General features: G+C 72.0%; 24 protein-coding genes. 9 read left to right on the top strand and 15 right to left on the bottom strand.

Features of this window, described 5'->3' with window-relative positions:
• Positions 1-29 precede the first annotated feature (29 nt).
• Positions 30-1316: a serine--tRNA ligase gene (gene serS, locus QSK15_RS18850; RefSeq protein ID WP_285795658.1), complete on the top strand. Its 1287-nt coding sequence runs from the start codon at positions 30-32 to the stop codon at positions 1314-1316.
• A gap of 141 nt (positions 1317-1457) precedes the next feature.
• On the opposite strand, the gene QSK15_RS18855 is transcribed toward serS, so the two are convergent.
• From QSK15_RS18855 to QSK15_RS18875, 5 genes are all read right to left on the bottom strand, one after another.
• On the bottom strand, positions 1458-4601 hold the full coding sequence (locus QSK15_RS18855) for a discoidin domain-containing protein (RefSeq protein ID WP_285795463.1): 3144 nt from the start codon (positions 4599-4601) through the stop codon (positions 1458-1460).
• A 114-nt stretch (positions 4602-4715) separates the two neighbouring features.
• The gene (locus QSK15_RS18860) at positions 4716-5609 is read right to left on the bottom strand and encodes a cytochrome c biogenesis CcdA family protein (protein ID WP_285795464.1); all 894 of its coding nucleotides are present in this window, start codon (positions 5607-5609) and stop codon (positions 4716-4718) included.
• Positions 5606-6319, bottom strand: coding sequence for a TlpA family protein disulfide reductase (locus QSK15_RS18865; protein ID WP_285795465.1), 714 nt, complete (start codon positions 6317-6319; stop codon positions 5606-5608). Before QSK15_RS18865 ends, QSK15_RS18860 begins: the two co-directional genes overlap by 4 nt.
• A gap of 52 nt (positions 6320-6371) precedes the next feature.
• Positions 6372-7835: an NADH-quinone oxidoreductase subunit NuoF family protein gene (locus QSK15_RS18870; protein WP_285795466.1), complete on the bottom strand. Its 1464-nt coding sequence runs from the start codon at positions 7833-7835 to the stop codon at positions 6372-6374.
• On the bottom strand, positions 7835-9637 hold the full coding sequence (locus QSK15_RS18875; protein ID WP_285795467.1) for a ferric reductase-like transmembrane domain-containing protein: 1803 nt from the start codon (positions 9635-9637) through the stop codon (positions 7835-7837). Before QSK15_RS18875 ends, QSK15_RS18870 begins: the two co-directional genes overlap by 1 nt.
• Before the next feature lie 117 nt (positions 9638-9754).
• Here QSK15_RS18875 and QSK15_RS18880 point away from each other — a divergent pair, with 117 nt between their 5' ends.
• Positions 9755-11200: an alpha-amylase gene (locus QSK15_RS18880; RefSeq protein WP_285795468.1), complete on the top strand. Its 1446-nt coding sequence runs from the start codon at positions 9755-9757 to the stop codon at positions 11198-11200.
• Between the two features lie 75 nt (positions 11201-11275).
• The gene (locus QSK15_RS18885; RefSeq protein ID WP_285795469.1) at positions 11276-12187 is read left to right on the top strand and encodes a L,D-transpeptidase; all 912 of its coding nucleotides are present in this window, start codon (positions 11276-11278) and stop codon (positions 12185-12187) included.
• 16 nt (positions 12188-12203) lie between these two features.
• Here QSK15_RS18885 and QSK15_RS18890 read toward each other — a convergent pair whose 3' ends face one another.
• Genes QSK15_RS18890 through QSK15_RS18905 form a run of 4 tightly spaced genes read right to left on the bottom strand, consistent with a single transcriptional unit; the run spans position 12204 to position 15691 of the window.
• Complete coding sequence (locus tag QSK15_RS18890; RefSeq protein WP_279518784.1) at positions 12204-12836, bottom strand: response regulator transcription factor; 633 nt, start codon at positions 12834-12836, stop codon at positions 12204-12206.
• Positions 12833-13963: a sensor histidine kinase gene (locus QSK15_RS18895; RefSeq protein WP_285795470.1), complete on the bottom strand. Its 1131-nt coding sequence runs from the start codon at positions 13961-13963 to the stop codon at positions 12833-12835. The genes QSK15_RS18890 and QSK15_RS18895 overlap by 4 nt, the downstream gene beginning before the upstream one ends.
• Before the next feature lie 26 nt (positions 13964-13989).
• A complete protein-coding gene (locus tag QSK15_RS18900; RefSeq protein WP_285795471.1) occupies positions 13990-14790 on the bottom strand; it encodes an ABC transporter permease in 801 nt (266 codons plus the stop codon).
• 1 nt (position 14791) lies between these two features.
• Positions 14792-15691, bottom strand: a complete 900-nt coding sequence (locus tag QSK15_RS18905) for an ABC transporter ATP-binding protein (RefSeq protein ID WP_285795472.1) — start codon at positions 15689-15691, stop codon at positions 14792-14794.
• A gap of 282 nt (positions 15692-15973) precedes the next feature.
• On the opposite strand from QSK15_RS18905, the gene QSK15_RS18910 reads away from it, so the two are divergent.
• Both QSK15_RS18910 and QSK15_RS18915 read left to right on the top strand, forming a co-directional pair.
• The gene (locus QSK15_RS18910) at positions 15974-16828 is read left to right on the top strand and encodes an alpha/beta hydrolase (RefSeq protein WP_285795473.1); all 855 of its coding nucleotides are present in this window, start codon (positions 15974-15976) and stop codon (positions 16826-16828) included.
• Positions 16829-17003: 175 nt separating this feature from the next.
• Entirely contained in the window at positions 17004-18143 is a 1140-nt protein-coding gene (locus tag QSK15_RS18915) for a site-2 protease family protein (RefSeq protein WP_285795474.1), read from the top strand.
• Between the two features lie 82 nt (positions 18144-18225).
• Here the strand turns inward: QSK15_RS18915 and QSK15_RS18920 are convergent, their stop codons facing one another.
• Positions 18226-19497, bottom strand: coding sequence for an FAD-binding protein (locus QSK15_RS18920; protein WP_285795475.1), 1272 nt, complete (start codon positions 19495-19497; stop codon positions 18226-18228).
• The gene (locus QSK15_RS18925; protein ID WP_285795476.1) at positions 19494-20264 is read right to left on the bottom strand and encodes a hypothetical protein; all 771 of its coding nucleotides are present in this window, start codon (positions 20262-20264) and stop codon (positions 19494-19496) included. Before QSK15_RS18925 ends, QSK15_RS18920 begins: the two co-directional genes overlap by 4 nt.
• A 101-nt stretch (positions 20265-20365) precedes the next feature.
• On the opposite strand from QSK15_RS18925, the gene QSK15_RS18930 reads away from it, so the two are divergent.
• Positions 20366-20788, top strand: a complete 423-nt coding sequence (locus QSK15_RS18930; protein WP_285795477.1) for a hypothetical protein — start codon at positions 20366-20368, stop codon at positions 20786-20788.
• Positions 20789-20822: 34 nt separating this feature from the next.
• Here QSK15_RS18930 and QSK15_RS18935 read toward each other — a convergent pair whose 3' ends face one another.
• The gene (locus QSK15_RS18935) at positions 20823-21752 is read right to left on the bottom strand and encodes an LLM class F420-dependent oxidoreductase (protein WP_285795478.1); all 930 of its coding nucleotides are present in this window, start codon (positions 21750-21752) and stop codon (positions 20823-20825) included.
• 98 nt (positions 21753-21850) lie between these two features.
• Between QSK15_RS18935 and QSK15_RS18940 the strand changes: the two genes are divergently transcribed.
• Together QSK15_RS18940 and QSK15_RS18945 are read left to right on the top strand one after the other, a co-directional pair.
• Positions 21851-22162, top strand: coding sequence for an ArsR/SmtB family transcription factor (locus QSK15_RS18940; RefSeq protein WP_285795479.1), 312 nt, complete (start codon positions 21851-21853; stop codon positions 22160-22162).
• On the top strand, positions 22163-22693 hold the full coding sequence (locus QSK15_RS18945; RefSeq protein ID WP_285795480.1) for an SRPBCC family protein: 531 nt from the start codon (positions 22163-22165) through the stop codon (positions 22691-22693).
• A 47-nt stretch (positions 22694-22740) separates the two neighbouring features.
• On the opposite strand, the gene QSK15_RS18950 is transcribed toward QSK15_RS18945, so the two are convergent.
• Both QSK15_RS18950 and QSK15_RS18955 read right to left on the bottom strand, forming a co-directional pair.
• The gene (locus QSK15_RS18950) at positions 22741-23778 is read right to left on the bottom strand and encodes a hypothetical protein (protein WP_285795481.1); all 1038 of its coding nucleotides are present in this window, start codon (positions 23776-23778) and stop codon (positions 22741-22743) included.
• On the bottom strand, positions 23778-24047 hold the full coding sequence (locus QSK15_RS18955) for a hypothetical protein (RefSeq protein WP_279518771.1): 270 nt from the start codon (positions 24045-24047) through the stop codon (positions 23778-23780). Before QSK15_RS18955 ends, QSK15_RS18950 begins: the two co-directional genes overlap by 1 nt.
• A 523-nt stretch (positions 24048-24570) precedes the next feature.
• Between QSK15_RS18955 and QSK15_RS18960 the strand changes: the two genes are divergently transcribed.
• Entirely contained in the window at positions 24571-25011 is a 441-nt protein-coding gene (locus QSK15_RS18960; protein WP_285795482.1) for a carboxymuconolactone decarboxylase family protein, read from the top strand.
• Positions 25012-25094: 83 nt separating this feature from the next.
• On the opposite strand, the gene QSK15_RS18965 is transcribed toward QSK15_RS18960, so the two are convergent.
• The gene (locus QSK15_RS18965; protein ID WP_285795483.1) at positions 25095-25643 is read right to left on the bottom strand and encodes a TetR/AcrR family transcriptional regulator; all 549 of its coding nucleotides are present in this window, start codon (positions 25641-25643) and stop codon (positions 25095-25097) included.
• Positions 25644-25847: the final 204 nt, after the last annotated feature.

A 25847-nucleotide genomic window follows, 5' to 3' on the forward strand; every position in this document is an offset into this window, starting at 1 on the left:
TGACCCCGGACGGAGGCGTACGGAGCAGCATGCTCGACATGGAGTTGATCCGGAAGGATCGCGAGGCGGTGGCGACCGCGCTGGCGAAGCGTCTGGATCCCGCCGAGGTCACCCGATCCCTGGACGAGATCCAGCGGCTCGACCAGGAACGACGCGCGCTGATCACGGAGATCGACGCCGAGCGGCAGCGCCGCAAGGCCGAGGCCCGGGCGTACGCGCAGGCGAAGCGGGCCGGCGAGGAGCCGCAGGTCGCCGCGCCGGAGGCGGAGCGTCGGCAGCTCGCCGACCTGGAGTCCCAGCTGGACGAGGTGCAGGCCCGGCTGCGGGACGCGATGAGCGAGCTGCCCAACCTGCCCAGCGACGACGTGGTGGCCGGCGGCAAGGAAGCCAACCGGGTGGTGAAGACCTTCGGTGAGCCTCCGGTGATCGAGAAGGTCCGCGACCACGTGGAGCTGAGCCGGGCGTTGGGCCTGGTCGACTACGAGCGCGGCGTCAAGCTCGGCGGCTCCGGTTTCTGGATCTACACGGGCATCGGCGCCCGGCTGGAGTGGGCGCTGCTCAACTACTTCGTCGACCAGCACATCAGGGCCGGCTACGAGTTCCTGCTCCCGCCGCACCTGCTGCTCGACTCGGCCGGCTTCGCCGCCGGGCAGTTCCCCAAGTTCTACGACGACGTCTACCACCTCGATGCGGCGTCCGCCCCGCGTGGCCAGTTCCTGCTGCCCACGTCGGAGACGGCGATCCTCGGCGCGTACCAGGACGAGATCCTGGAGACCCCGAAGCTGCCGCTGAAGGCGTTCGCGTACACCCCGTGTTACCGGCGGGAGTCGGCCGGTTCGCACTCGGACGAGCGCGGCACCGTGCGCGGGCACCAGTTCAACAAGGTGGAGATCTTCCAGTTCACCCTCCCGGAGCAGGCCGACGCCGCGTTGGAGGAGATGCTCGCCCACGCCGAGAGCCTGGTCGAGGGCCTCGGCCTGCACTACCAGCGCACGCTGCTCTCGGCGGGTGACGCCAGCGCCTCGATGAAGAAGACCCTCGACATCGAGGTGTGGATGCCGAGCACCGGCAAGTACAAGGAGGTGTCGTCGGTGTCCTGGGCCGGCGACTACCAGGCGCGTCGGGCGGCCATCCGCTACCGCGAGCCGGGGGGCAAGCAGACCCGCTTCGTGCACACCCTCAACGGTTCCGCCCTGGCGACGAGCCGGCTCTTCCCGGCCATCCTGGAGCAGTACCAGCAGGCCGACGGCAGCGTCCTGGTCCCGAAGGTCCTCCAGGAGCGCCTGGGCACCGACCGTCTGACCCCCCTGCGCTAGCCGGCCCCCGAAGCGTCGACGGGGGCGGGACCGGTGCGGACGCACCGGTCCCGCCCCCGTTTGTTCGGGCCACGGGTATGACGCCGTGATCAATCCCGACGCGGAGCTGTTCCGGCTCCTGCGCGGACAGGCGGTGCCGGTTCAGGCACCGAACACCTCCACGGAGGTCAGCCGGGCGTCACCGGGCTGCCAGTCGGCGACCTCGACCGCCAGGTACCGGGCGGACGAGCTGGTCGAGATGGTGGTCTCGGGTTTCGGCTTCGGCACCGAGGCGACCGCCGCGTAGCCGAGTCCGTCGGCCGAGGTGGCCACGGTGACCGCCCGCCGCCGACCGGGAGTCCAGGTCAGGCGGACCGATGCCAGCTCCTGGAGCGATCCGAGGTCGATCACCATTCGGCCGTTCGGGCCGGGTTGCCAGGCGGTCCCCGGATCGCCGTCGACGGCGGCCGACGGGTCGGTCATGCCGGCCGGGAGCGGTGACGTCGGGTAGGTCGTCCGGGACCGGGCCAGGTCGTTGATCGGCGTCACCGTCCCACCCGCGAACGCGACGTCCTTGCGGTGTCCGGCGGGGACCGTCACCCGCTGTCGGGCGCCACCGGCCGCGGACTCCACCTGCACCTTCACGGTGTGCCCGGCGGGTGCGGTGATTCGGAGATGGTGCGAGTCGGTGACCTCGAACCGGGTACCGGCGGGAATCGCCTTCTCCGGCTGTGCCGCGGTCACGGTGAACCGGGGCGGCTCGACGCGTGCGGTCGCGGCGGCAAGGTCGACCTGGTAGGCCGTGGTTCCCGATCCGGTGACCTGGCTTCCGTGGTACAGCCGCAGCGTGGCGGGCTGCGCAAGCGTGACGACCGCCGTGGTGATGTCGTCGTCGGACAGGTTGAACAGGCTCAGGTATCCGTCCGCGTCACTCACCCGCAACGCCTCCGGACCGCCGCTGGGCAGGGTTCGCGACGCCGCGGCGGCCAGGGCCGACCTGCTCGCGCCCGGGTACCCCTCGATGACCAGCCGAGTGCTGCCGGTGGCCGGTCCGCTGGACAGGGTGACCGTGGTGGCGGTCACGGTGATCGGATTCCGGGCGTTGTGGACCACCAGACCCGCCCGTCCGTCGATGTCCAGCCAGGAGCCGGCGATGGTCGGGCTGTCCGGCACCACCGCCGCGTCGCTCCAGTCGGTGCCGTCGAGAGAGGTCTGGATGACGTAGCGGGTGCCGTACGCGGCCTCCCAGTCCAGGCGTACGCCGCTGATGTCGACCGCCTCGCCGAGGTCGACGGCGAGCCAACTGTCAGCGCGGGCGCGTTCCTCCCGGGCGACCGCCCAGCGGGTGCCGGGGTTGCCGTCGGTCGCGCGCGAAGCGGGGTAGGCGGGGTCGGCGGACGAGGCCGTGGTGGGCCGGCCGACGGCGCGATCGACCCCGCCGGCGCCGAGCACGGCGAAGGCGAACAGCGAGTAGCCGTACTGGTTGGCGGGGGATCGGCCGAGCATCCGCACGTACCTGGCTGAGCGAGGCGGGAAGCTGATCTGGTCGGTGCCGCCGTCGCCGACACCCGATTGTCCGGCCAGGGTGACGGACCCCTGTTCACCGGTGAAGGTACGGGTGCCGGTGAGCCCGGGTACGCCGGGCATGTTCAGGTTGAACAGGGTGAGCGTGCCCTCGTCGGCACCGGTGCCGGTGGTGGTGTACACGACCGTACCGGTGGGCAGCGTGACATACCCGGCGGTGCCGCCGGCGACGCGGAGAACGGTAGCCGTGGCGTCGAGACCGTCGCGGGCCGCTGTGTACGCGGCGGAGGTGCGGCCGAGGACCGGCGCGGACTGCCTCGGCAGCAGCGAGGCGGCCCGGGTGTCGAACAGCCAGTTGTCGTGGGCGGGGGCCCACTGGAACGAGACGAATCCGGTCTTGCTGACCGCCGCGGCGAAGGCCGTCGGTGTTTGGTGGGCGGTCAGCCCGGCCTGCTCCCCGAAGTCCCGGGTGCCGGCCGCCGCCGCGAAGTACGTGGTGCTGGCGACCGGCTGGACCACGCCGCCGTTGGCTGCCCGCCAGGCGTGGAAGAGATAACTGATGGCGAGTTCGGCCCGGGCTTCGGGCTCGTACTTCGGCTCGCCGCTGAACTTGGTGAGCCGATTCTCGGGCGGGTAGTTCAGGTAGGGCATGAGCCGGTCGGCGAGGTCCGCCTCGGCCCGGGCGGCGTGCCGGTCGCCCTGGACCTGCGCGAGGAAGGCGAGCGGCAGGACATCCCGGCCGTACAGGTGGTAGCGGTCCGCGACCATCGGCATGAAGGGTTCGCCGGCATCGCTGGCCAGCAGCCGCATGGTCCGCCACAGCTCGGCGCCGTTGGGCTGCCGGGTGAGTGCCTCGGGGAGCGGTTGGCCGGCGGTCAGGAAGTGCGCCGCGGTACGTCCCGCGGTGCGCCACAGTTCTTCCTGGTAGTGCGGGCCGAAGGAGCCGTGATTCTCGACGAGGAACGTGTCGTGGACGTTGTGGGCGGTGTTCCAGTCCGCGACCGCCCGCCCGTCGACGACGGCGGCGTTGGCCCGGTCGGCTGCCGGTAGTCCACTCGCGTTGAGCATCCACGTCAGGAACCGCTCGCGCCACGCCGGGGCTGCGGGGTCGTCCGCCGCCCAGGCCAGGCCCGGCGCGATCGCCTGGGCGTAGACCCCCATCTCCTCGAGCTTCGTGTCACCGATCCAGCCACCGGTGAGGCCGTTCGGTGTCCAACCGCCACTGAGCGGGTCGTTACCGGTGCCGAGGGAGTGGGCGTACGCGGCCTGCCCGCGGGCGATGCGGTCGACGTTGGTGCGGGTCACCTCGTCCAGGTCGGACCAGAGCAGTCGGGCGGCCAGGACGAAGTACAGCTCGAAGGTGCTGTCCCAGAACAGCTGTCGGCCCCACTCGGTGCCGCCGGTGAGCCGGTTGGTGGCCGCGAACCGGCGGATGGTGGCGACGGTACGGGCGTGCAGCGTGTCCCTGTCGACGCCCGCTGCCGCCGGGTCGTACCCGGGCGAGATGAGCAGGACCGCGTTACCGAGGACGACCGCGAACCTGAAGTCCGCGAGGCGGTACGCGTTGATCGCCGGATCCCATTGCTCCTCGGCCCACCGGGTGTGGGCGAGCAGCAGCGCGTGGTAGGTGTCGGCAACCGGGCCGGTGGCCGCAGCCGGTGGCGTGGTGGCGGCTGGCCCGGCCTGGGCGGCGGTGGGTCGGGCGATGGCGAGTCCAGCGCCGATAGCGCCGCCAAGGATGAGGAGCCGCCGCCTGCTCAACTCGAATTCGGATATACGCATGGTGGTCCTTCGGTGTGACAACGTTGTCAGCCAGCCTCCGATGATCGCTTCCCTATGTCAAGACCAACGCGTTACCTCAGGTCTCCACCCCCACCCCTGCCGTTGATCATGAAGTTATTGCTCCTCACCTCGGCGTGTCGGGGCAATAACTTCATGATCAACTAGGGGCGGGGTCGGGCGGTGGGCGCGCTTTGACAGGAGCGCGGCCAGGAGGAACAGGGCGGCCAGTGCGGCCAGCAGGACCGTTGGGCCGGCCCGGTCCACAGTGTCGGCCAGGGCTCGCTGGGCCTGCGCGGCCACCCGGATGACCGGGTCGTGCAGCGCGTCGCGTTGACCGGCGGCGAGCCGCAGCTCGTACCAGCCGTACCAGGCGACGTAACCGCCGGCGAGCAGCAGCACCAGGCCGCTGAGGCGGGGCACCAGCGCACCGGCGACGCGCAGCCGGGCCACCAGGCCGTCGCGCAGCAGCGCCACCCCGAGCGCGGCGACCGCGACCACCAGACCCATCCCGAGGGCGTACGCGCCGAACAGCGCCAACCCCTGACCGGTCGAGCCGGCCTGGAGGCTGGTCACCACGATGGCCAGGAACGGTGCGATGGCGCAGCCGAGCGACGCCAGCGCGTACGCCGCGCCGAACAGCGCCATCGACGGCCAGGACCGGGTCAGTCGGGGCGCCCGGGCGGACCAGCCGGGGGTGGGCAGCCGCCGACCGGCGAGCAACCAGCAGCCGGCCACCAGCAGCAGCACACCGAGCGTCACGGTCAGCCACGGCAGCCGGGGCCGCAGCCAGCCGGCCAGCGGCGCGAGCGCCAGGCCGAACGCGCCGAAGACCAGCACGTACCCCACTGTCAGCCCGGCCGCCGCGGTGAGCGCGCGGCCGACCGCGCCGCGGGTGTCCGACGTCCCGGCGACCAACAGCGAGAGGTACGCGGGCAGCAACGCGAAGCCGCACGGGTTGACCGCGCCGAGCATGCCGGCGGTCAGCGCGAGCAGCAGTGCGCCGGTCACGCCCCGGCCAGTGCGGCGACCCGGGCGGTGAGCGCCTCACCGTCCAGGAATCCCTGGTGGACGATTGCGCCGTTGCGGTCGATGACCACGAAGATGCTCTGCTCGGTCACCTTGAACCGCTTCCAGAGCACTCCCCTGCTGTCCTCGATCTGCGGTGTGCCGTCGAGCTCGAACTCGGTGACGAACTCCTTCATTGCCTTCCGTTCACCCAGCCCGGCGACGCCGACGATCGGCACGGTGTCCCGGTACTTCGGGGCGATCTCGGCCACCGTCCAGGCCTGACTGGCGCAGGTGGCGCACCACGGCGCCCAGAACCACAGCACCACCGGTTTGCCGGCGAGCTGCGCCGCGTCGAACGCGGCCCCGCCGAGGGTGGTCCCGGTGAAGCGCAGCACGTCCGGGACCTGCGCTGGCGCGGCGGGTGGTCCGCCGGTGGCCGAGCCGGTCGGCGAGGGCGGTGTCCCGGTCGGCGCGGCACCGGTCGGGGCCGGGGCCGATCCGGCGGCGGCGGGTCCGCCCGGCGCGGTGCCGGTGCAGGCGGCGACGCCGAACAGGGCCACCACGAGCGCCCCGGCGGCGGCGCCACGGCGTACCGACCCAGCCGCTGTCCAGCGGCTCAACTGCCCGGCCGCTGCCCGGCGGCGTAGCTGCCCGGCCGCTGCCCGGCGGCTCAGCTGCCCGGCCGCTGTCCACGTCCTGCTGATCCGCATCCGCTTCTCCGTCTCCGGTCCGGAAGGGACCCTTGCTGGACCTGAGGCTTACCTACTCGGCCTTGGCGAGTCGGAGGGCCAACTCGGGGCAGACCTTGACCGCCTTCAGCGCCCCCTCCCGAAGCCAGGTCGGCACGGGGGTGGCCGGAAAGGCCGGATATCCGTTCGCGTCGAGGCGGATGAAGTCCGGGACGACGTGCGCGCACAGGCCGTGCCCGTCACAGCGCGACCAGTCCAGGGTGAGCTTCTGCGGGTTTGCGTCGGGTGCGCCCGGCAGCCCCATCACGCCCTTGACCCGTCGGCCGCAGCCGTCACCGGTGCTGTGCAGCCGCAGGTCCTCGGCGAAGACCTCGATCGCGGAGAGCGCGAACCGGGCGGTGCCGTCGGGGTGGCTGCACGCGCCGCGGCCCTTCACCTCGCCGGCGGCGGCCCGCACCACGTCGGCCGGTTGGCTGCCGGCGACGGCCAGGTCCACCGCGCGGGCCAGGTCCGGGAGGCCCATCTTGCACGGTCCGCACTGCCCGGCGGACTCACCGGCCAGGTAACGCACCACCTGGGCGGCCTCGCCGAGCGGGCAGGTGTCGACGCCGAGCGGGACGATGATGCCCGCGCCGAGCGTGCCGCCGACCGCCGCCAGACCCTTGCGGGAGACCTCGGCCTTCTCCGCCGCCTCCGGGGTGATCCACTTGCCGTGGTATCCGCCCATCAGGATGCCCTGGACGTCCGGCACCTCGCACAGGTCGAGGACGTCGCGCAGCGGCATGCCGGCGGTGCACTCCACCACGGCCGGTCGACCGGCCGCGCCGGTCACGGTGAGCAGCACGGTGCCCGGCTCGTCGTCGGTGCCGAGCGCCGCGTACTCGTACGGGCCCAGTCGGGCGCCGATAGCGAGCTGGGCGTACGTCTCGGCGTTGGACAGCAGGGTGGGCAGGCCGCTGACCCCGGAGTCGCTGGAGCGCTTCTTGGTGCCCGGCGGGATGTGCGGCAACCCGTTGATCCCGTTGACGAGTGCGCCGCCCTCGCCGGAGATGAACCGGTGCGGCACGGTGACGATCGTTGTCTGCACCGGCATCCGGCGCTCGTCGAGGGCGTCCATCAGCGAGTCCCGGCCGACGCCGTCGTCCGCCACGCCGATCACGATCTCGTCGGCGTCCAGGGCGTACGCGGCCAGCGCCGCGCCATCCAGGATCAGGTGCGGGGCGCGGGTCAGCAGCACCTTGTCCTTCCAGCTGGCCGGCTCCCCCTCGGTGGCGTTGACCACCACCACGGCGGCGAGGTCCTGCCGCTCGCAGGACTCCAGCACCGCGCGGAGTTTGCGGGCGAACGGGAACCCTGCCCCGCCCTTGCCCTTGAGTTGCATGCCCTCGGCGAGCCGGAGCAGTTGCGCCGGCTCGATCGGGCCGATCGGTCCGTGCACCTCCTCGTGCGCGAGCAGGTCGAGTCGACCGTACTCGGCGAAGCCGGCGGTGAGCCGGGGCTCACCCACACAGGCGACCGGTGGCACGGCGGTGCGCATCACTTCGCCTCACCCCGCAGCCCGGCCCAGTACGCCCCGTCCACCGCGTCGGCGCTGGCCTTGCGACGCTTGGACCGGCCCTCGCCAGCGGCCCGCTTGGCGCGGCGGGACGCCAGGTCGACAAGGGTCGGGGTGTCGTCGACGGGCGGCACCTCGTCCGGCACGTACCGGGCCGGCGGACGCCAGTAGTCCGGCTCCTCGGGCAGGTCGTCCTCGGCGCTGTGCCGGCCGCTGCCGCTGCGCGGCGCCGACGAGATCGGGCTGCCGGAGACAGGGCCGGCGGAGATGGGCTCGGCGGAGACCGGGCCGGCGGAGATCGGCTCGGTGCCCTGCCAGCGGCGCGGGCTGTCCCACGGCTCCTCGGGCTCGGTGAGCGCCGGCAGCGGCGGCGCCGAGTAACGGCTGCTGTCGTCCTCGCTGCGGGACCGGCGACGGGAACGCTCGGCGGCCGGCTCCTCGGCGCGGCGCCGTCCGGTCGGCACGGCCTCGTCGCGGGTACGCGAGGCGCGCCGCCGGGTCACCGGCTCGGCCTCCTCCTCGTCGCGCCGACGGGTGTCGGTCTCGTCCACGCCACGGCGGGCCGAGCGGCGGGGCGTCGGCTCCTCCTCGGCGCGCCGGCCGCGCGAGGACCGTTCGGTGTCGCGGTAGGCCGCCGGCTCCTCCTCCCGTCGGCGTCGGCTGGGCCGGGTCGGCTCGACGAGCGAGCCGGGCTCGGGCACCACCGGGACGGTGAACCGTTCCGGGTCGCGGCGGGCGGGCGGGGCCGTCCAGGTGGCGGTGGTGGTCTCCGCCCAGGCGGGACGCTTGTCGGCGGCCTTCGGGCGGCGACCCAATCCGGCCAGCAGCGACCGGGCGGTCTTCGCCTCCTCGGCCCGGCCGACCATCACCGCGTTGCGCACCGCTGCCTGGTGCTGCTCACGGCTGCGCCGACCGAGGGTGACCGAGAACCGGACCAGCAGGGCCAGCACCACCAGCAGAACGCAGCCCAGGTAGCTGAACATCACCCAGGGCGCTGCGGCCCGACCGGCGTTGAGGCCGTGCACGATGGCGAAGGGCCAGGCGAGGTACGCGGTCGAGTGCAGCGCGCGCCAGAGCCACCTCGGACCGACGCCCGCGAAGCGGGCGCGGATGATGCCGGTCCAGATCACGCTGACCATCAGCAGCGCGGCGACGGTGCCGAGCCCGACGTAGAGGCCCCGGCCGCCGACGAACGGCACCAGCGCGTCGGTCGCCGCCGCCCGCCCCGTGCCGATCTTGGTGAGGACGTGAAAGCCGAGCCCGGCCACCCCCAGCACACCGGTGGCCCGGTGCGCGGACTGCATCAGCACCCGGTGCGGGATACGCAGCACCAGCCGGTCGGTGGCGAGCAGACCGAGCATGACGGTGAGGCTCAACGACACCAGGGAGACCACCCCGGCGAAGAACTCGGTGAAGAAGAAGCCGTACGCGTACGCCGTCTGACCGGTGCCGGTCAGCATGATCGCCGCCCAGAGCGCGGCGAGCACCGACGCGATCAGCAGGGCGCTCGCCGACCGGGACGGGGTGCGCACCCCCCGACTGCTGGCGGTGGTCCGGACCGTCGTCGCCTGCTTGTCCTGCTGTGCCCGGGCCATCTGCTCCTCGATCGTCTCGCGGCGGCGTACCACCGGCCGACCCCTGCTCCCCCATCCAGTACGGACCGGCAGGGCGCGCGGATCACCCGCCGCGAAAAATTTCTGGGCCCGGATCGAACCGAGGGGCACGGCCGTGCGTTGCACCCCGCTCCCACCCACCAGATGGGACAGTGACGAACGTGCATGCATTGACACTCCCTGCAACACGCTTGTAACCTTTCAGCAAATTTCAGCCAGGGTTGCAAGATTCCGGCAACCCGGCGTTCCCCCACCGCACCACCACCCCCGCTCCCGTCAGGAGTCCCCATGCACCGACGTCGACACGGCTCGGCGCTCCTCGCCCTCGGCCTGATCGCCAGCCTGCTCGTCCCCACCACAGTGACGGCACCCCCGGCCGTCGCCGCCCCGTCCGGCGCCAAGAAGGTCATCGTCCAGCTCTTCGAGTGGAACTGGCCCTCGGTGGCCAGCGAGTGCCAGAGCACGCTCGGCCCGAAGGGCTACGGCTACGTGCAGGTCTCACCCCCGCAGGAGCACGTGCGGGGCAACCAGTGGTGGCTGGCGTACCAGCCGGTCAGCTACCGGATCGAGTCCCGCAAGGGCACCCGGGCCCAGTTCCAGTCGATGGTGAACACCTGCCACGCGGCCGGGGTCAAGGTGATCGTCGACGCGGTGATCAACCACATGTCCGGTCAGGACAACGGCGGCACCGGCTGGGCCGGCTCGTCCTACTCGCACTACGACTACCCGGGCATCTACCAGACCCAGGACTTCCATCACTGCGGGCGCAACGGCGGCGACGACATCGCCAATTACAACGACCGGTACGAGGTGCAGAACTGCGAACTGGTCAACCTCTCGGACCTGAAGACCGAGTCGGACTACGTCCGCACGAAGATCGCCTCGTACCTCAACGACCTGCTCTCACTCGGCGTCGACGGCTTCCGGATGGACGCCAGCAAGCACATGCCGGCCGCCGACATCGCCGCGATCAGGGGCAAGCTGTCCCGCTCCGCGTACATCGTGCAGGAGGTCATCCACGGTGCCGGCGAGCCGGTCCAGCCGACCGAGTACACCGGCAACGGTGACGTGCACGAGTTCCGCTACGGCAAGGACCTGGCCCGGGTGTTCCGCTCCGAGCGGTTGGCGTACCTGCGCAACTTCGGCGAGGGCTGGGGGCACCTGCCCACCGGCCCGGCCTCGGTGTTCGTCGACAACCACGACACCCAGCGCGACTCCGGCGGGGTGTTGACCTACAAGGACCGCGGGATCTACGCCCTGGCGAACGCCTTCATGCTGGCCTGGCCGTACGGCTCCCCCACCGTCATGTCCAGCTACACCTTCAGCAGCCGCGACGCCGGCCCGCCGTCCGACGGGGCCAACAAGACGCTCAACACCACCTGCTACTCCGGCTGGGAGTGCGAGCACCGTTGGCCGGTGATCGCCAACATGGTCGGCTTCCGCAACGCCACCGAGGGCGCCGGGGTGGCCAACTGGTACGACAACGGCAACAACCACATCGCGTTCAGCCGCAGCGGCAAGGGCTTCATCACCGTCAATGACGAGGACGCCGCGGTGAACGGCCGCTCCTACTACACGGGGTTGCCCGCCGGCCGGTACTGCGACGTCATCCACGGCACGTACGCGGGCGGCACGTGCAGCGGCCCAGTGATCACGGTGGACGGTAACGGCTGGTTCGCGGCCAACGTGCCCGCTCACGACGCCGTGGCCATCCACATCGGCGCACGAATCTGAGTCGATCGGGGCCTCCGGGCGGCGGATTTCGCCGAACCGGGGGCCCCGGCGTAATCGCCACCATAGAGTGATTTCGTGTCGTTTGACCGAAAGACTCCATCCCGCCGTCGCGGCGTCTGGGTGACCGCCGCCATCGGCGTACCCGCGCTGCTGGTGACCGCGCTGCTGGTCGGCCAGGCCCTCACCCCCAGCTCGACGGCCCCCGACGACCGCAACGTGGTGGTGGCCGACCCGACCCCGAGCAGTGTGGAGCAGAGCCCGGACGAGTCGGTGCTCCCGGCCGCACCCGCCCCGGACGGGCTGCCGGTGGTCGACTACGACCCGGCACCCCGCGGGTTCCCCGCCGATCCGGCCACCATGGACGTCACGCCGCTGACCGAAGGCGCGCACCCGACCAGACGGATCGCCGCGTACGACGCGCCCGGTGGTCGTCCGCGCGCCTTCCTCGAACCGACGATCCGCGGTGTCGAGCTGACCATGCCGATCGCCCAGCGGCGGGCCGGCTGGACCGCCGTCCTGCTGCCCTCGGCCAACCGGCGGCTCGCCTGGCTGCCACCCGGCGGGTTCGAGACGGTACCGCTGCGCGACCAGATCGTCGTCGAACGCAAGGCCCACCGGCTCACCTGGTACCGGGCCGGCAAGGCGGTGCGCTCCTGGGAGGTCAGCCTCGGGCAGTCCGGCCAGGAGACTCCACTCGGGCGGACCTTCATCCTGGGCCGCACCCCACCGCCGGAGTCGGTCTACGGCGGGGTGGACATCTACGCCCTCGGTTCGGTGCCGGACGACCCGGAGTCGGTGCCGGACGGGCTGCGCGGCGCGCACATCGGCGTACACACCTGGCACAACGACGACGAGCTGGGCGAGAACACCACGAACGGCTGTATCCGGCTGACCCGATCCGGGCAGCGGGAGCTGCTCGCCGAGGTCCGCCCCGGCAGCAGCGTGGTGGTGGTCGACCAGTTGGCCGCGCCGCCGCCGACCGCCTGAGCGTCGGCACACCCGGTCACTCGCCGAGCAGCCAGCCGTTCCGCTCGGCGACCCGGATGGCGTCGGCCCGGTTGCGGGCACCGGTCTTGCCGATCGCCGCCGACAGGTGGTTGCGGACCGTCCCCTCGGACAGGTGCAGGGCCCGGGCCAGGTCGGCGACGGTGCCGCCGCCCCGAGCGGTCCGCAGCACCTCGGTCTCCCGCTCGGTCAGTGGGCTCGCGCCGGTGGCCAGGGTCTCCGCGGCCAGCGTCGGGTCGACAACCCGCAGGCCGGCGTGCACCCGGCGGACCGCGTCGGCGAGCTGCCGGGCCGGGGTGTCCTTGACCACGAACCCGCTCGCACCGGCCTCCATCGCCCGACGCAGGTAGCCGGGCCGACCGAAGGTGGTCACCACCAGCACCCGGCAGGTCGGCAGCGCCACCCGCAACGCCGAGGTGGCGGCGATCCCGTCCAGGCCGGGCATCTCCACGTCCAGCAGGGCGACGTCCGGGGCGCTGCGTCGCGCCTCGGGCACCACCTCGTCGCCGCGACCGACCTCGGCGACCACTGTCAGGTCCTCCTCCAGCGAGAGCAGGGCGGCCAGCGCACCCCGGACCAGCGCCTGGTCGTCGGCGAGCAACAGCCGGATCGGCGTCGGACCGCCGCTCACCGGCCCTCCTCCGGAGTGTGCACCCGCAGCAGAAAACCGTCACCCTCCGGCCGGCGACCTACGGTCACCACCGCGTCCAGCCGCCGCGCCCGCTCCCGCAGGCCGACCAGCCCGTGCCCACTGGCGTCGGGAGTGGACGGACCGCGCCCGTCGTCACTGATCTCGACCCGATCCGGATGCACCCGGATCACGCAGCACCGCGCCCCACTGTGCCGGACCACGTTGGTCACCCCTTCCCGTACCGCCCAACCGAACAACCGGTCCCACTCCTCCGGCAGCTCCGGCAGCTCGACCGGCAGGTCCGCCGCGATGCCCGCCGCGGCCAGCGCGGAGCGGGCGCCGGCCAGCTCCGCGCCGAGACTGACCTCGCGGTACGCCCCGACCGTCTGTCGCACGTCGGCCAACGCGGCCCGGGCCAGCGCCTCCACCTCGGCGATCTCGGCGGCGGCCCGGTCCCGGTCGACCTCGATCAGACGGCCGGCCAACTCGGCCTTGATCGCCACCACGGTCAGCGAGTGCCCCAGGATGTCGTGCAGGTCGCGGGCGGCGCGGGCCCGTTCCTCGGCGACCGCGAGCCGGCCGATCTCCTGCTGGGCGGCCCGCAGTTCGCTGTTGCGCTGAGCCAACTGGGAGAACCCGAACATGGCGAACGAGGCGAGCAGCACGGCGAAGACGATGCCCTTCTCCGCCTCCCACCCCGGCACCAGCCAGGACGCCAGCACCGGGGTCACCGCGCAGAGCAGCACGGTGGCCAACGCCTCCCACCGCGGCAGCAGGAACACCGCCGCAGCGGCCACGTAGACCACGGTGGCCAGCCAGTCCCCGCCGGTGCCCGGGAGACTGGCCAAGCCCACCGCGAACAGCAGCGCCAACGCGACCCGCGCCCGGCCCGCCGGGATCGGCAGCAGCGACTGACGCAGCCTGCGGGCCCACTGGAACAGCAGCACGTAGCCGATGCTGAACACGACCAGGGCGGCCACACCGAGGATCCGTCGCCACGGCTCCGGTTGGCGCAGCGCGGTGGCGAGCGGCACGTTGAGGAAGAACAGCCAGACCGCGGCCAGCAGCCAACCGGTGAACCGCCAGTGGCGGTTCACCGGCCAGGGCTGCCCCGTCGAGAGGTCCATCGGGTTCACGCTAGCGGCCCGGCCGGTCAGACCCGCGCGGTGTCCCGGCGGAACAGCCGGGCCGCGCCGACGCCGAAGACCAGTGCCCAGACGACGAGGTTGACCACCGCCGCCATGCTCACCCCGTCGCCGGTGAGGGGGGCGCGAGCCAGCACACCCATGCCGTACACCGGGGTGAACGTCGCGACCTGCTGGAGCACGTCCGGCAGCACCTCGACCGGGACGAACAGCCCGCCGAACATGGCCAGCACCGCCAGCACCGGGCCGATGATCTGCATGACGTTCTCGGCCGGCGCCAGGTACCCGATGAACAGACCGAAGGCGGCGAAGACCAGCGAGCCGACCCAGGCGGCGAGCCCGGACAGCAGCCAGACGTACGCCGGGACGCGGACGCCGGCCACGGCGCCCACCAGGAACTCGATGACGACCGCGAGCAGGCCCAGGCTCATCGCGGTGATCAGCTTGGTCGCCACGTACGCCGCCGGGCGCAGCGGGGTGAGCCGCAACTGTCGGCTCCAGCCCAGCGCCCGTTCGGTGGCCACCGCACCACCGACGCTCGTGGTCGCCACCATGGCCGCGTACACGGCCAGGCTGATCATGACGTACGCCGTCACCGGGCGACCATTGTCCAGTGACTGCCCGCCCTGCGGCAGGCCGAAGATGAGGAAGAAGACCCCCGGCATGATCAGCGTGAAGGCGAGGGTGCGGCGGTTGCGCAGCACCCGGCGCAGCTCGATACCCAGGGCACCCGGGGCGAACCCGCCCAGCGCGGGCAGTCGACGGTCCGGTGCCGTGACACCGGGGCGGGTGGAGGTGGAGGTGGTCATCTCAGGCTCCGGTCTGCGTGGTGGTCAGGGCGAGGAAAGCGTCCTCAAGGTTGCGGGAGGTGATCTCGACGTCCCGGGCGGCGGTCCGGGTCAGCAGGTGCCGGGCGACCGCGTCCGAGTCCCCGGTCCGCACCAGCACGCTGTCGCCGCGTACCTCCACGGCGTCCACGCCGGGCAGTGCGGCGAGCACGGCCTGGTCGGCGCCGGGCAGGGTGGCCCGCACGGTACGGCCGGCGGCCAGGTTCTTGATCTCGGCGGTGGTGCCGTCGGCCACGATGCGTCCCTGCCGGACCAGCACGATCCGGTCGGCGTACGCGTCCGCCTCGTCCAGGTAGTGGGTGGCGAAGATGACGGTCCGTCCACGTCGGGCGTCGCGGCGCAGGGCCTGCCAGAAGTCCCGCCGACCCTCGACGTCCATGCCGGTGGTCGGCTCGTCGAGCACCATCAGGTCCGGGTCGGGCAGCAGGGCCAACGCGAAGCGCAGCCGCTGCTGCTGACCACCCGAGCAACGCCCGACCACCCGATCGGCGATGTCGGTGATCCCGGCCCGTTCCAGCACCTCCGCCGCCGGACGGGTGTGCCGGTAGAAGTGGGCGGTCATCCGCACCGTCTCGCCCACTGTGAGGTCCTTGAGCAGCCCGCCGGTCTGCAGGACGGCAGCCACCCGACCCCGGGCCACCGCGTCGTCCGGGGTGCCGCCGAGGACGCGGACGGTGCCGGCGTCCGGGCGGGACAGCCCGAGCAGCATGTCGATGGTGCTGGTCTTGCCCGCCCCGTTCGGGCCGAGGAACGCCACCACCTCGCCGGGCTGTACCCGCAGGCTCAACCCGTCGACAGCGGTGACCGCGCCGAAGCTCTTGCTGAGGCCGTCCAACTCGACAGCCGGATGCGTACTGGTCATGGCACTGATACTCCGGCGGGGCGTACCCCGATGCCCGGAGCGGTCGTCACCTCCCGGCCGTGACATTTGTCAGGGTCCGGACGACACGGAGAGTGACCTCCGTACGAGCAAACACCGCGACGAGCGTGATGCCCCTGAGTCATCACGATGCCCCTGTGTCATCACGCTCACTGCCACGTCCGCCCCCGAACGCGACCCGTCGAGGCGAGCAACCGGCGGAGGAATTCCCGGCACGGCAGCGGGTAACCGCTGCCCCGGATGCCGCGACACCGGGGGGACGAGATGGGTGCCACGCCGCAGGGCCAGGTCGACACGGTCGTGCTGATCCACGGGCTCTGGATGACGCCGCGCAGCTGGGAGGGGTGGGCGCAGCGGTACACCGAGCGTGGCATGCACGTGATCGCACCCGCCTGGCCCGGGATGGACCGGTCGGTGGAGCAGTTGCGGGACGATCCCAGCCCGATCGCCGAGCAGAGCATCGCCACGATCGTCGCGCACTACGACAAGATCATCCGGGCGCTGCCCCGACCACCGATCATCATGGGGCACTCGTTCGGCGGCCTGTTCACCCAGATCCTCGTCGACCGGGGCCTCAGCGCGGCGGCGGTCGGGGTGCACCCCGCGCAGGTGAAGGGGGTGCTCAAGGTGCCGCTGAGTCAGCTCCGATCGGGCTTCCCGATCCTGCGCAGCCCCGCCAACCGCAACAAGGCCGTCCCGTTCACCCCGGACGACTTCGCCTACACCTTCGGCAACGCCATGAGCCGGGAGGACTCCGACCGGGCCTGGCAACGCTACGCCGTCCCCGGTGCCGGGCGGGTCTACTTCGAGGGTGCGTTCGCCAACCTCGACCCCCGCTCACCAGCCCGGGTCGACGTCGGGCGTAACGACCGGGCACCGTTGCTGCTGATGGCCGGCGAGGTCGACCACGTGGTGCCGGCGTCGGTGGTCCGCGCCAACGCCGGGCTCTACCAGAAGTCCCGCGCCCTCACCGCGTACGAGCAGTTCGCCGGCCGCTCGCACTTCACGGTCGGGCAGGACGGCTGGGAGAAGATCGCCGACTACGCGCTGGACTGGGCGCTGCGGGCGGCGGCGCTGCCCCGGGAGGCCACCATCGCCAGCGAGACCCCCCGCCGCTGACAGGCCGCCAGCTCAGAGGTGTGGCGTCCCCCGTTGGGGTATCACCGCGAGGGTGCCCGGCCGGCCCGCTGTGAACGTGGGCAGATGTTCGCTCGGCATGGTCGACCGATCACACCAACCGAGCCGCCACCTCGTCGACTGGCATGGGCAGGCCAAGTAGGGGTATGGGGCCGGGATGAGGGCAAGCTTCCGGCTTGGCCGGGTCGCGGGAGTGCCGGTCGGCGTCAACTGGAGCGTGCTGGTCATCTTCGCGCTGATCGCGTGGGGGTTGGCCGCGAACCAGTTCCCCCGCTCGTACCCCGATCACTCGCCGCTGGCGTACACCCTCGCCGGGCTGGCGGCGGCGGTGGTCTTCTTCGTCGGCCTGCTCGCCCACGAGGTGTCGCACGCGGTGGTGGCCAAGCGCAACGGGCTGACTGTCGACGGCATCACGCTGTGGCTGTTCGGCGGTGTCGCCGAGTTGCGGGGCGAACCGCGTGACCCGGGCGCGGAGTTGCGGATCGCGGGCGTCGGCCCGCTGGTCAGCCTCCTGATCGGGGCGTTCTTCGGTGCCGTCGCGGCGCTGCTCGCACTGGCCGGGCAGAGCGGGCTGCTGTTCGGGGCGGTGGCCTGGCTGGCGGGCATCAACGTGCTGCTGGCCATCTTCAACGTGCTGCCGGCCGCGCCCCTGGACGGTGGACGGTTGCTGCGCGCCGCGGTGTGGAAGGCCACCGGTGACCGGACCCGGGCGTCGGTGGTCGCCGCCCGGGCCGGCTGGGTGCTGGGGGTGCTGCTGATCGGCCTGGGGCTGTGGCAGTTCCTGTCCGGGGTCGGTTTCGGTGGGCTGTGGCTGGCGCTGATCGGCTGGTTCCTGATCGGCGCGGCCGGGATGGAGGAACGGCAGGCCCGCACCGGCACCGCGCTGCGCGGGATCCGGGTGGGCGATGTGATGACCCCGCAGCCGCAGACCGCCTCGGCGGAGATGACGGTCGCGGACTTCGTCGACCACTACCTGTTCGCGTACCGGCATTCGGCGCTGCCGCTGACCGAGGACGGCCGGCCGACCGGCCTGGTCACCGTCGACCGGGTGCGCGGCGTGCCAGCCGACCGGAGGGCGTCGACCACGCTGGCCGAGGTGGCCTGCCGCGCCGACCAGTTGGTGCTGGCGAAGCCCGATGAACAGCTCAACGACCTGCTCCCCCGGCTCACCGAGTGCGCCGACGGCCGAGCCCTGGTGGTAACCGAAGACGGCCGCCTAACCGGGATCATCTCCCCCAGCGACATCAGCCGAGCCGTCCAACGCAGCACCCTCCGCACCCCCACCCCATCGCGTTGATCATGAAGTTATTGCGCCGACACGCCGCGCCGAATGGCAATAACTTCATGATCAACGGGGGTCAGCGGGGGACCAACGAGGGTCAGCGGGGGAAGTGGTGGTCCAGGGGCGCGGTGTGGAACTTGGCTTTCGGGTCCAGGTCGGTGAGGAGGGTGGCGAAGTCGGCGTGGCGGGGGTAGTGGGCGGCCAGCTCGGCCGGGTCGGTGACGAAGACCTTGCCCCAGTGCGGTCGGGGCGCGAAGGGCGTCAGGCGCTCCTCCACGGCGGCCACCACCGGCAGCACGGCCGCGGTGTCGTCGATCCAGGTGAAGTGCAGCACGAAGCTGTCCCGCCGGTAGTTCGGGCTGAGCCACAGCTCGTCGGCCGCCACGGTGCGCAGCTCGGACACCAGCAGCACCGGGGCGATCAGCTCCGCCACGTCGTCCAGCGCGGCGAGCGCGTCCGCCGCCGCCGCCCGCGCGACGTGGTACTCGGACTGCAGTTCGTCGCCGCTGCTCGGGGTGAAGCCGAGCTTGAAGTGCGGCAGCCGCTCGTGCCACGGGCCCGGCTCGCCGAGCTGCGGGGTGCAGTTCTCCGCCGGCATGCCGAGCACCGGGTGCCGGGGCTGGTCGGCCGCTGTGGTGCCGAGCCAGTCCACCGGGGGTGGCGGCTGGTCCGCCAACTGTTTGCGCCACACCTCGCGCAGTCGGGGCGTCCGGAAGTCGGTGAAGACACTCACGCTGTACGCCGAGCCGAGAGCCTCGTCGAGCGCCGCCCGGTCGAGGTCGAGGCGTACGTACTGGCGCAGCGCGAAGGTTGGCACCACGTCCAGCGTGACCCGGGTGACCAGGCCGAGCGCGCCGAGCCCGACCACCATGCCGGCGAACCTGTCGGTGTCGCGGTCGACCCGCAGCAGGTCGCCGTCGGCGGTGACCAGTTCCAGGCCGGCGACGGCGCTGGCGAGGTTGCCGTGGCTCGGACCGGACCCGTGGGTGGCGGTGGCCACCGCGCCGGCCACCGAGATGTGCGGCAGCGAGGCGAGGTTCGCCAGCGCGTACCCCTGGGTGTGCAGCTGTCGGGCGAGGTCGCCGTAGCGCATTGCGCCACTCACGGTGACCTGCCCGCGCTCGTGGTCCACCTCGACGACCGGGGGCAGCCCGGCGAGGCTGACCAGGTCACCGTCGGTGTCACCGAGACTGTTGAAGGAGTGCCCGCTGCCCACCGCCCGGATCCGGTTGCTGCCGGCGACGAGCCGGCGCAGGTCGTCGACGGAGGTGGGCCGGTGGAACGCCTTGGCGGCGTACCGTACGTTGCCGGCCCAGTTGCGGCGCGGAACGTCGGTGGCCGACGCGGCGTGCGGTCCCTGCGCGGTCATGTGGCGGTCTCCCGATCGGTGCTCTGCTGGTCGGCCAACGCGGCGACGAGGGCGTCCAGAACGGTATCCGTCTGGAGCGTGTGGTAACCACGCTGGGCGATCGGCAGACCGGCCGCGCCGGCGCGTTCGATCTCGCCCCGGGCCGCCTGCCGGGTCGCCGCGTCCCCGGACAGCAGGGCGTCCTGGCCGCGTCGGATCAACCGGTCGACCCGGTCCATCTGGTAGCCACGCAGGCCGACCGGGAGGTCCGGGGCATCGAAGGCGGCGCGCCGCAGCGCGAGCAGGTCGACGAAACGACCTCCGGCGTAGCGGGTGAGTGCGGCGGACACCTGGTCGGGCTGCTCCCGGACCTGGTCGAGAACGAGCAGTTCGAGGGCGGGTCGGCCGTCGAGCGGGTGCCGGGCGGTCGCCGGCTCAAGCCGCACTCCCGGCGCGGGAACCAGCAGCAGCCGCGGCGGTTCGGGATGACCGTCGCGTCGGGGCGGCTCGTCGAGGACCAGCGCGCCGACGTCGGCCCATCGGATGTCCCGGCGCAGGCCGGGCCGTCGGATGGTCAGCCCGTCCCCGTGGATCCTGAAGCGGAACGGGCGCAACGCGCTGACCAGCGCCGCCGCGCCGATCGCGATCGCCCCCACCGCGATGATCGTCCGTAGCAGGGCGCCGTCGCTGGGATAGACCAACAAGAGCACCCCGCCGAGTACGCAGACCAGGGCGAGCACCCGGGCGCCCCGACTCCGGCGCAGTTCCACGCTCGGACCCCCGTTCATGACCGTGGCGTCGGTCCCCGCATCTTCCGCCAAACCGGGCACCGAGGACACCGGTCGATCGGGCACGGTTGTTCTCGTCATCGTCGGGGAACCCTACGCTCATGAGCAGCTACCGTGATCCGGCCGCCCGAGGTGACGTCTTCCCCTCCGAGGAGGAACTGGACCCGACCGGCACCGGAGTCGAGCAGGCCAGCGCACCGCCGGCCGGCGGATTGCCAAGTCACCCGTCGCCCACACCCGGCCCTCGGCCCACTCCGGCGCCCGCGCCCGCCCCGACGCCGGTGCCGGCGCCGGGTCCGCCACCGCGCGCCCCCGGCGCCCAGTCGATCGTGACCCGTCACCTGGACGGCTCGGTGGAGGTGGTCACCGACCTCGACGGGGACGGCGTCGCCGACGTCGTCCAGATCGATGTGAACGGTGACGGTGTCCCGGACATCACCTACGTCGACAGTGACCGTGACGGGCGGCTGGACACCGTGCTGGGCGACCCGGGCGCGGTCGGGAGCGGCGCCCACCGGGCCTGACCGGCGGCGTCGCTCCACAGCCACCCGCCCGCGCTCAGAGCTTCGCCATCACCTCGCTGGCGACCAGCTCCAGGTGCTCCAGGTCGCTGAGGTCCAACACCTGGAGGTAGAGCCGCTGACTGCCGATCTCCGCGTACCGGCCGATGGTGTCCAGCACCTCGGCGGGCGTCCCGGCCAGACCGTTGGCCCGCAGCTCGTCCGGTTCGCGGCCGATGGCGGCGGCGCGGCGGGCCACCTCGGCGTCGTCGCGCCCGCAGCACAGCACCAGCGCGTTGGACCAGACCATCTCGGCCGGGTCCCGGCCGATCTCAGCGCAGGCCGCGCGGACCCGGTCGAACTGCGCCGCGGTGTCCGGCACCGAGGCGAACGGCAGGTTGAACTCGTCGGCGTAGCGGGCGGCCAGCCGAGGGGTGCGCTTCGGACCGGTCCCGCCGAGCAGGATCGGTGGGCGCGGCTGCTGCACCGGCTTGGGCAGGGCGGGCGAGTCCCGGACCGGGTAGTACCGGCCGTCATGGTCGAACCGCTCCCCCGCCGGGGTGGACCACAGCCCGGTGATGACGGCGAGCTGCTCCTCCAGCCGGTCGAACCGCTCGGCGAGCGGCGGGAACGGCATGCCGTACGCGCTGTGTTCCTCGGCGTACCAGCCGGTGCCGATGCCCAGCTCCACCCGGCCGCCGCTCATCTGGTCGACCTGCGCGACGGTGATCGCCAGCGGGCCGGGCAGCCGGAAGGTGGCGGCGGTCATCAACGTGCCGAGCCGGATGCGGCTGGTCTCCCGGGCCAGGCCGGCGAGCGTGGTCCACGCGTCGGTGGGGCCGGGTTCGCCGCTCACGTCACCCATCATCAGGTAGTGGTCGGAGCGGAAGAACGCGCCGTAGCCAGCGTCCTCGGCGCACCGGGCGACGGCGAGCAACTGGTCGTAGGTGGCGCCCTGCTGGGGCTCGGTGAAGATCCGAAGTTCCATGATCCGAGCATAGGGAGCCGATCGGTGCCCCCGCCTCGGGATGGACACCCCTAACACATGCCTTGACAGTCATATGAACGACGCGGCATGTTAGGTTGGTGTCCACCGACGCCTTCACCGTCCTTGCCGAGCCCACCCGGCGCCGGATCCTCGACCAGCTCCGCGACGCCGAACGCAGTGTCGGCGAGCTGGTCGACGGGCTCGGGGTCAGCCAGCCGGCCGTCTCCAAACACCTACGGGTGCTTCGCGACGCCGGCTTCGTCACCTGCCGGACGGCCGCCCGACAGCGGATCTACCGCCTCGACCCCGGCCCGTTGCGGGACGTCGACGGCTGGCTCGCCCCGTACCGGCGGCTCTGGGCCCGACACCTGGACGCCCTGGAACGGCACCTCGACAGTCAGGAGCAGTGAATGGACCGCGACGCGTTTCGCCCGAGTCCACCCGCCGACGTGCGCGCCGAGCCGGCAGACGCCGGCGCGACGCTGGTCTTCGTCCGCGACCTGCGGCATCCGCCAGCCACCGTCTGGGCGGCCCTGACCGACCCAGCCCAGCTCGCGCAGTGGGCGCCGTTCCTCGCCGACCGCGATCTCGGCAACGCCGGTGCCGTCGTGCTCACCCTCGTCGACGGCGAGACCACCCAGGAGGATCAGGCGACGGTACGCCGGGCCGAGCCGCCGCACCTGCTGGAGTACACCTGGGGCGACGACCTGCTGCGCTGGGAGTTGAGCCCGCTGGGCAGCGGCACCCGGCTCACCCTGCGGCACACCGTCGCCGACCGGGGCATGCTGCCGATGGTCGCGGCCGGCTGGCACCTCTGCCTCGACGTGGCCGACCGGCTGCTCGACGGCGATCCGGTCGGCCCGATCCGCGGCGCGGAGGCCAAGGACTTCGGCTGGCCCGAGCTGCGCGACGCGTACGCCGAACGGCTCGGTGAGGGCTGACCGGCGCGGTCCCGGCGGCCCCGGAGCCCGGAGCCGCCGGAACCCGGTCAGACGTACGGCCGTTTGGCGTACGCCTCGCGCAGCGCCGTCAACCCGGGCGCCTTAGGCGTCAGGGTGCCCCAACCGGAGTTGAAGTAGTTGGTCCGCACGATCCGTGGTCCACGCTCGGCGTTGAGCTGGGCGATCGCCGCCGGCACGGTGGCGATCCAGGCGGCCTGGTTCGGGATCTCGGCCACCCGCACCCCCCACTCGGCGATGATCACCGGTCGGGACAGCGCCACCGGGCCGAGATCGGCCACCGCCCAGTCCTTGGTGCGACGAAACCGGGCCAGCGCGGTGTGGCTGGCGTTGGTGGCGTACGCGTTCCACTGGAGATAGTCGAGGCGGGACATCAGCGACTCCGGGTGGGTGCGCTGGAAACAGGCCCTGTCGAAACCGCCGAGCCCCACCGAGAAGGTCGTGCCGGCCGGCAGCGTCCGTGACTTGAACCAGGTCAGGATGTAGTTCATCGCCTGCACCGCTCGCGCGTCCGACTCGGCCCAGCTGTACGCCTTGCCGTCCTCGGTGGTGCCGAACTCGTGATCGGTGTCCAGTTCCGAGGCGAGCTGGATGTTCACCCCGAAGCCGAGCGTGCGGTACTGCGACAGCGCGCGCGCCAGCAACCCGTCGCACTGCCCCTTGATCACCTGCCCGTACCCGTACGCCCTCGGCCAGGTCGTGCCGGGTCGCTGCTGGATGGTCATCGTCGGTGCCGGCACCGTGTAGCTGGTGCCGTCCACCGAGAAGCTCTGTGTTCCGTAGTTCGAGGCGCCGTAGTGCTTCAACTCCAGGACCATGTTCATCTGCACACCGGCCTTGCCCAGGTTGACCAGCCAGGGTCGGTTGTAGCCGGGAAAGATGTAGCCGTCGGCGAGGCTGCGGTACTGGGTGAGTGACCGGAAGTTGCCGCCGGCCATGTCGGCGGTTGGATCGGCGCCGCCGGAGAGGTAGTAGCCGCCGAGCACGGGTTGGCCCAGGCTGTAGTCGGCGGCGGCCGTCGCGGTGTTGCCGGCGGCGTCACGGACCTGGACGGTGACCCGGGGCATCACGCCACCGACCGATACACGGCCACGGAGCCGTTGTCGGAGACCCGGGTCCAGGTACGTCCGGAGTTGTCGGAGACGGTCACGGTGAGTGGGTCGATGACCGCCGTGACCTTGACCGGCGCGCTGCTGTTGCCCTGCGCGTCGGTGACCACGATGGTGACGGTCAGCGGTTTGGTGTCGGCGTCCGAGTAGGTCACGGTCAGCAGCATCTGGTCACCCGGCGTGAAGACGGATGCGTTCAAGGCTGCGGTCGCGGTGGGAGCGGCCATGTCGGGCCCTTTCTGGCTCGGTCGCCAGGGCTCGGCGCGCGGTCGAGCGACGCCGGACCCCGGCGGGGTCCACGGTGCGAAAGGCCGGCGGGGCACGGGGGCGGCGGGCACGGCCGGCGGACGGCGTTGCCTGACAGCCGACGGTGCTGACGTCCTTGTCCCGGTGGGCGGAGGCACCGCTGCGGGCGCCCGCAGGGGTGTCGGTGGCAGCCTCGGCCTGTCGTACGCGCGATCGGATCGGCAGCTGTGCCGTGACCGTCGCGGCTTCGAGGCCGGGCCGGGTGAGGGCGGCACCGGTACGGACGATCTTGTCCGAACCGGGCCGGAGGATCGGGATGTGGCCCGCCACCCGTCTACCTCCACCTGCCCCAAGAGTGCTCTACCAGGGGCTTTACCGTCTTGTCCGAATTGCGACAACCTCCGGCGAGGCCCGGCGCGACGGCTACTCGGGCGTGCCGCGTACGGCCCTTCAGTCACGTTCGAAATGCCAGATATAGCCTGCTTCGCCCTAGTGCCTGGAAGTATGAACACCGTGACGACGAATCATCCGGCATCTGCGGCGACAGACCCTGGGTACGCCGCCGCGCTGGACACGGCTGAGCGTCTGCTGGGCTTCCGCTTGGAACGCTTCCTTGGCGCCACCCCTGGTGAGCCAGCCAACGGCGCAGACTTCAAACGGATCGCGACGATGCACGCCTTCGGCGACGTCTGGCCGCGCACCGAGCACCTGGATACACGGACGCGGGCACTGGTGTCCGTCACCATCGCGGCGACGCTCGGCGTCCTGGAGCCCCTCCGTGGTCAGCTGCGCATCGCGCTCAACGCCGGCGCCACCAAGGAAGAGATCGCCGAAGTCTTTCTTCAGGTCGCGGCCTACGCTGGCGTAGCACGCGCGTTCGACGGCTATCAGGTCGCCGCCCAGGTCTTCGCAGAGAACCCGGAGCCCTCGGGCCCTGGCAAGTAAGGCCCCCCGCAGGACCTGGTCACCCACCGCCAGGACCGTTACGCCCCAGCGACCCATCCGCGCAGACGCTCAGTGCCTGCCCGTCAGCTTCGCCCGACGCCGCGCAACAGCGCGTCGACGACCAGGTCGGCGGCCGGCGCGGCGGCCAGGTCGGGAAAGTTTTCCGCGGTGGCGTTCACGAGTTGGTCCAGCAGCGTCCTGACCCAGCCCGGTGGCAGGTCGGCGCGGAGTAGCCCCTCGTCGGTGGCGCGCTGGATGAACCGGTCGAGCCGCTCACCGAGTTGCTTGCTCCGGGCCGCGGCCTCGACGTCCATGTTCATCATCGGCTTGAGGACCTGGAGCGACCAGCGCCGGATGACCGGGATGATGCCCTCCACATAGCGGTGCAGGGCCACCGCGACCGGTGCCTCCGTCAGTCGGGCGTCGTCGAGCGCGCGCTCGGAGGCGTCGAGCTTGGCCTGGTAGACCCCGGCGAGCAGGGCCTCCCGGGTGGCGAATCGGCGGTAGACGGTGCGCCGGTCGACGCCGGCCGTGGCAGCGATCGTGGCGATGCTCGTGGCCGGATCCTGCGCGAGTAGTCGAGCACCCACGTGGAGGACCGTGTCGAGGTTGCGGGCTGCGTCGGCTCTCATAGTGCCGTCAACTCTACCCCTGTGTGGCAGGTCACGCGGCTAGCTGCACATGCTAGTGGCGGGACCCAAGGTAAGTGCTACGGTTTTGTGGCAGCTAGCCGCACGACACGCCACATCGTTGTGCCCCTGATGGTCGCGACGTGGAACGCGTACGCGGCGGGGGCCGCAGCCCGGACGCCGATCACGAATCGGCCCAAAACCTGC

The organism is Micromonospora sp. NBRC 107095 (genome assembly GCF_030269705.1).
In the GTDB taxonomy this organism is placed as follows: domain Bacteria; phylum Actinomycetota; class Actinomycetes; order Mycobacteriales; family Micromonosporaceae; genus Micromonospora; species Micromonospora parva.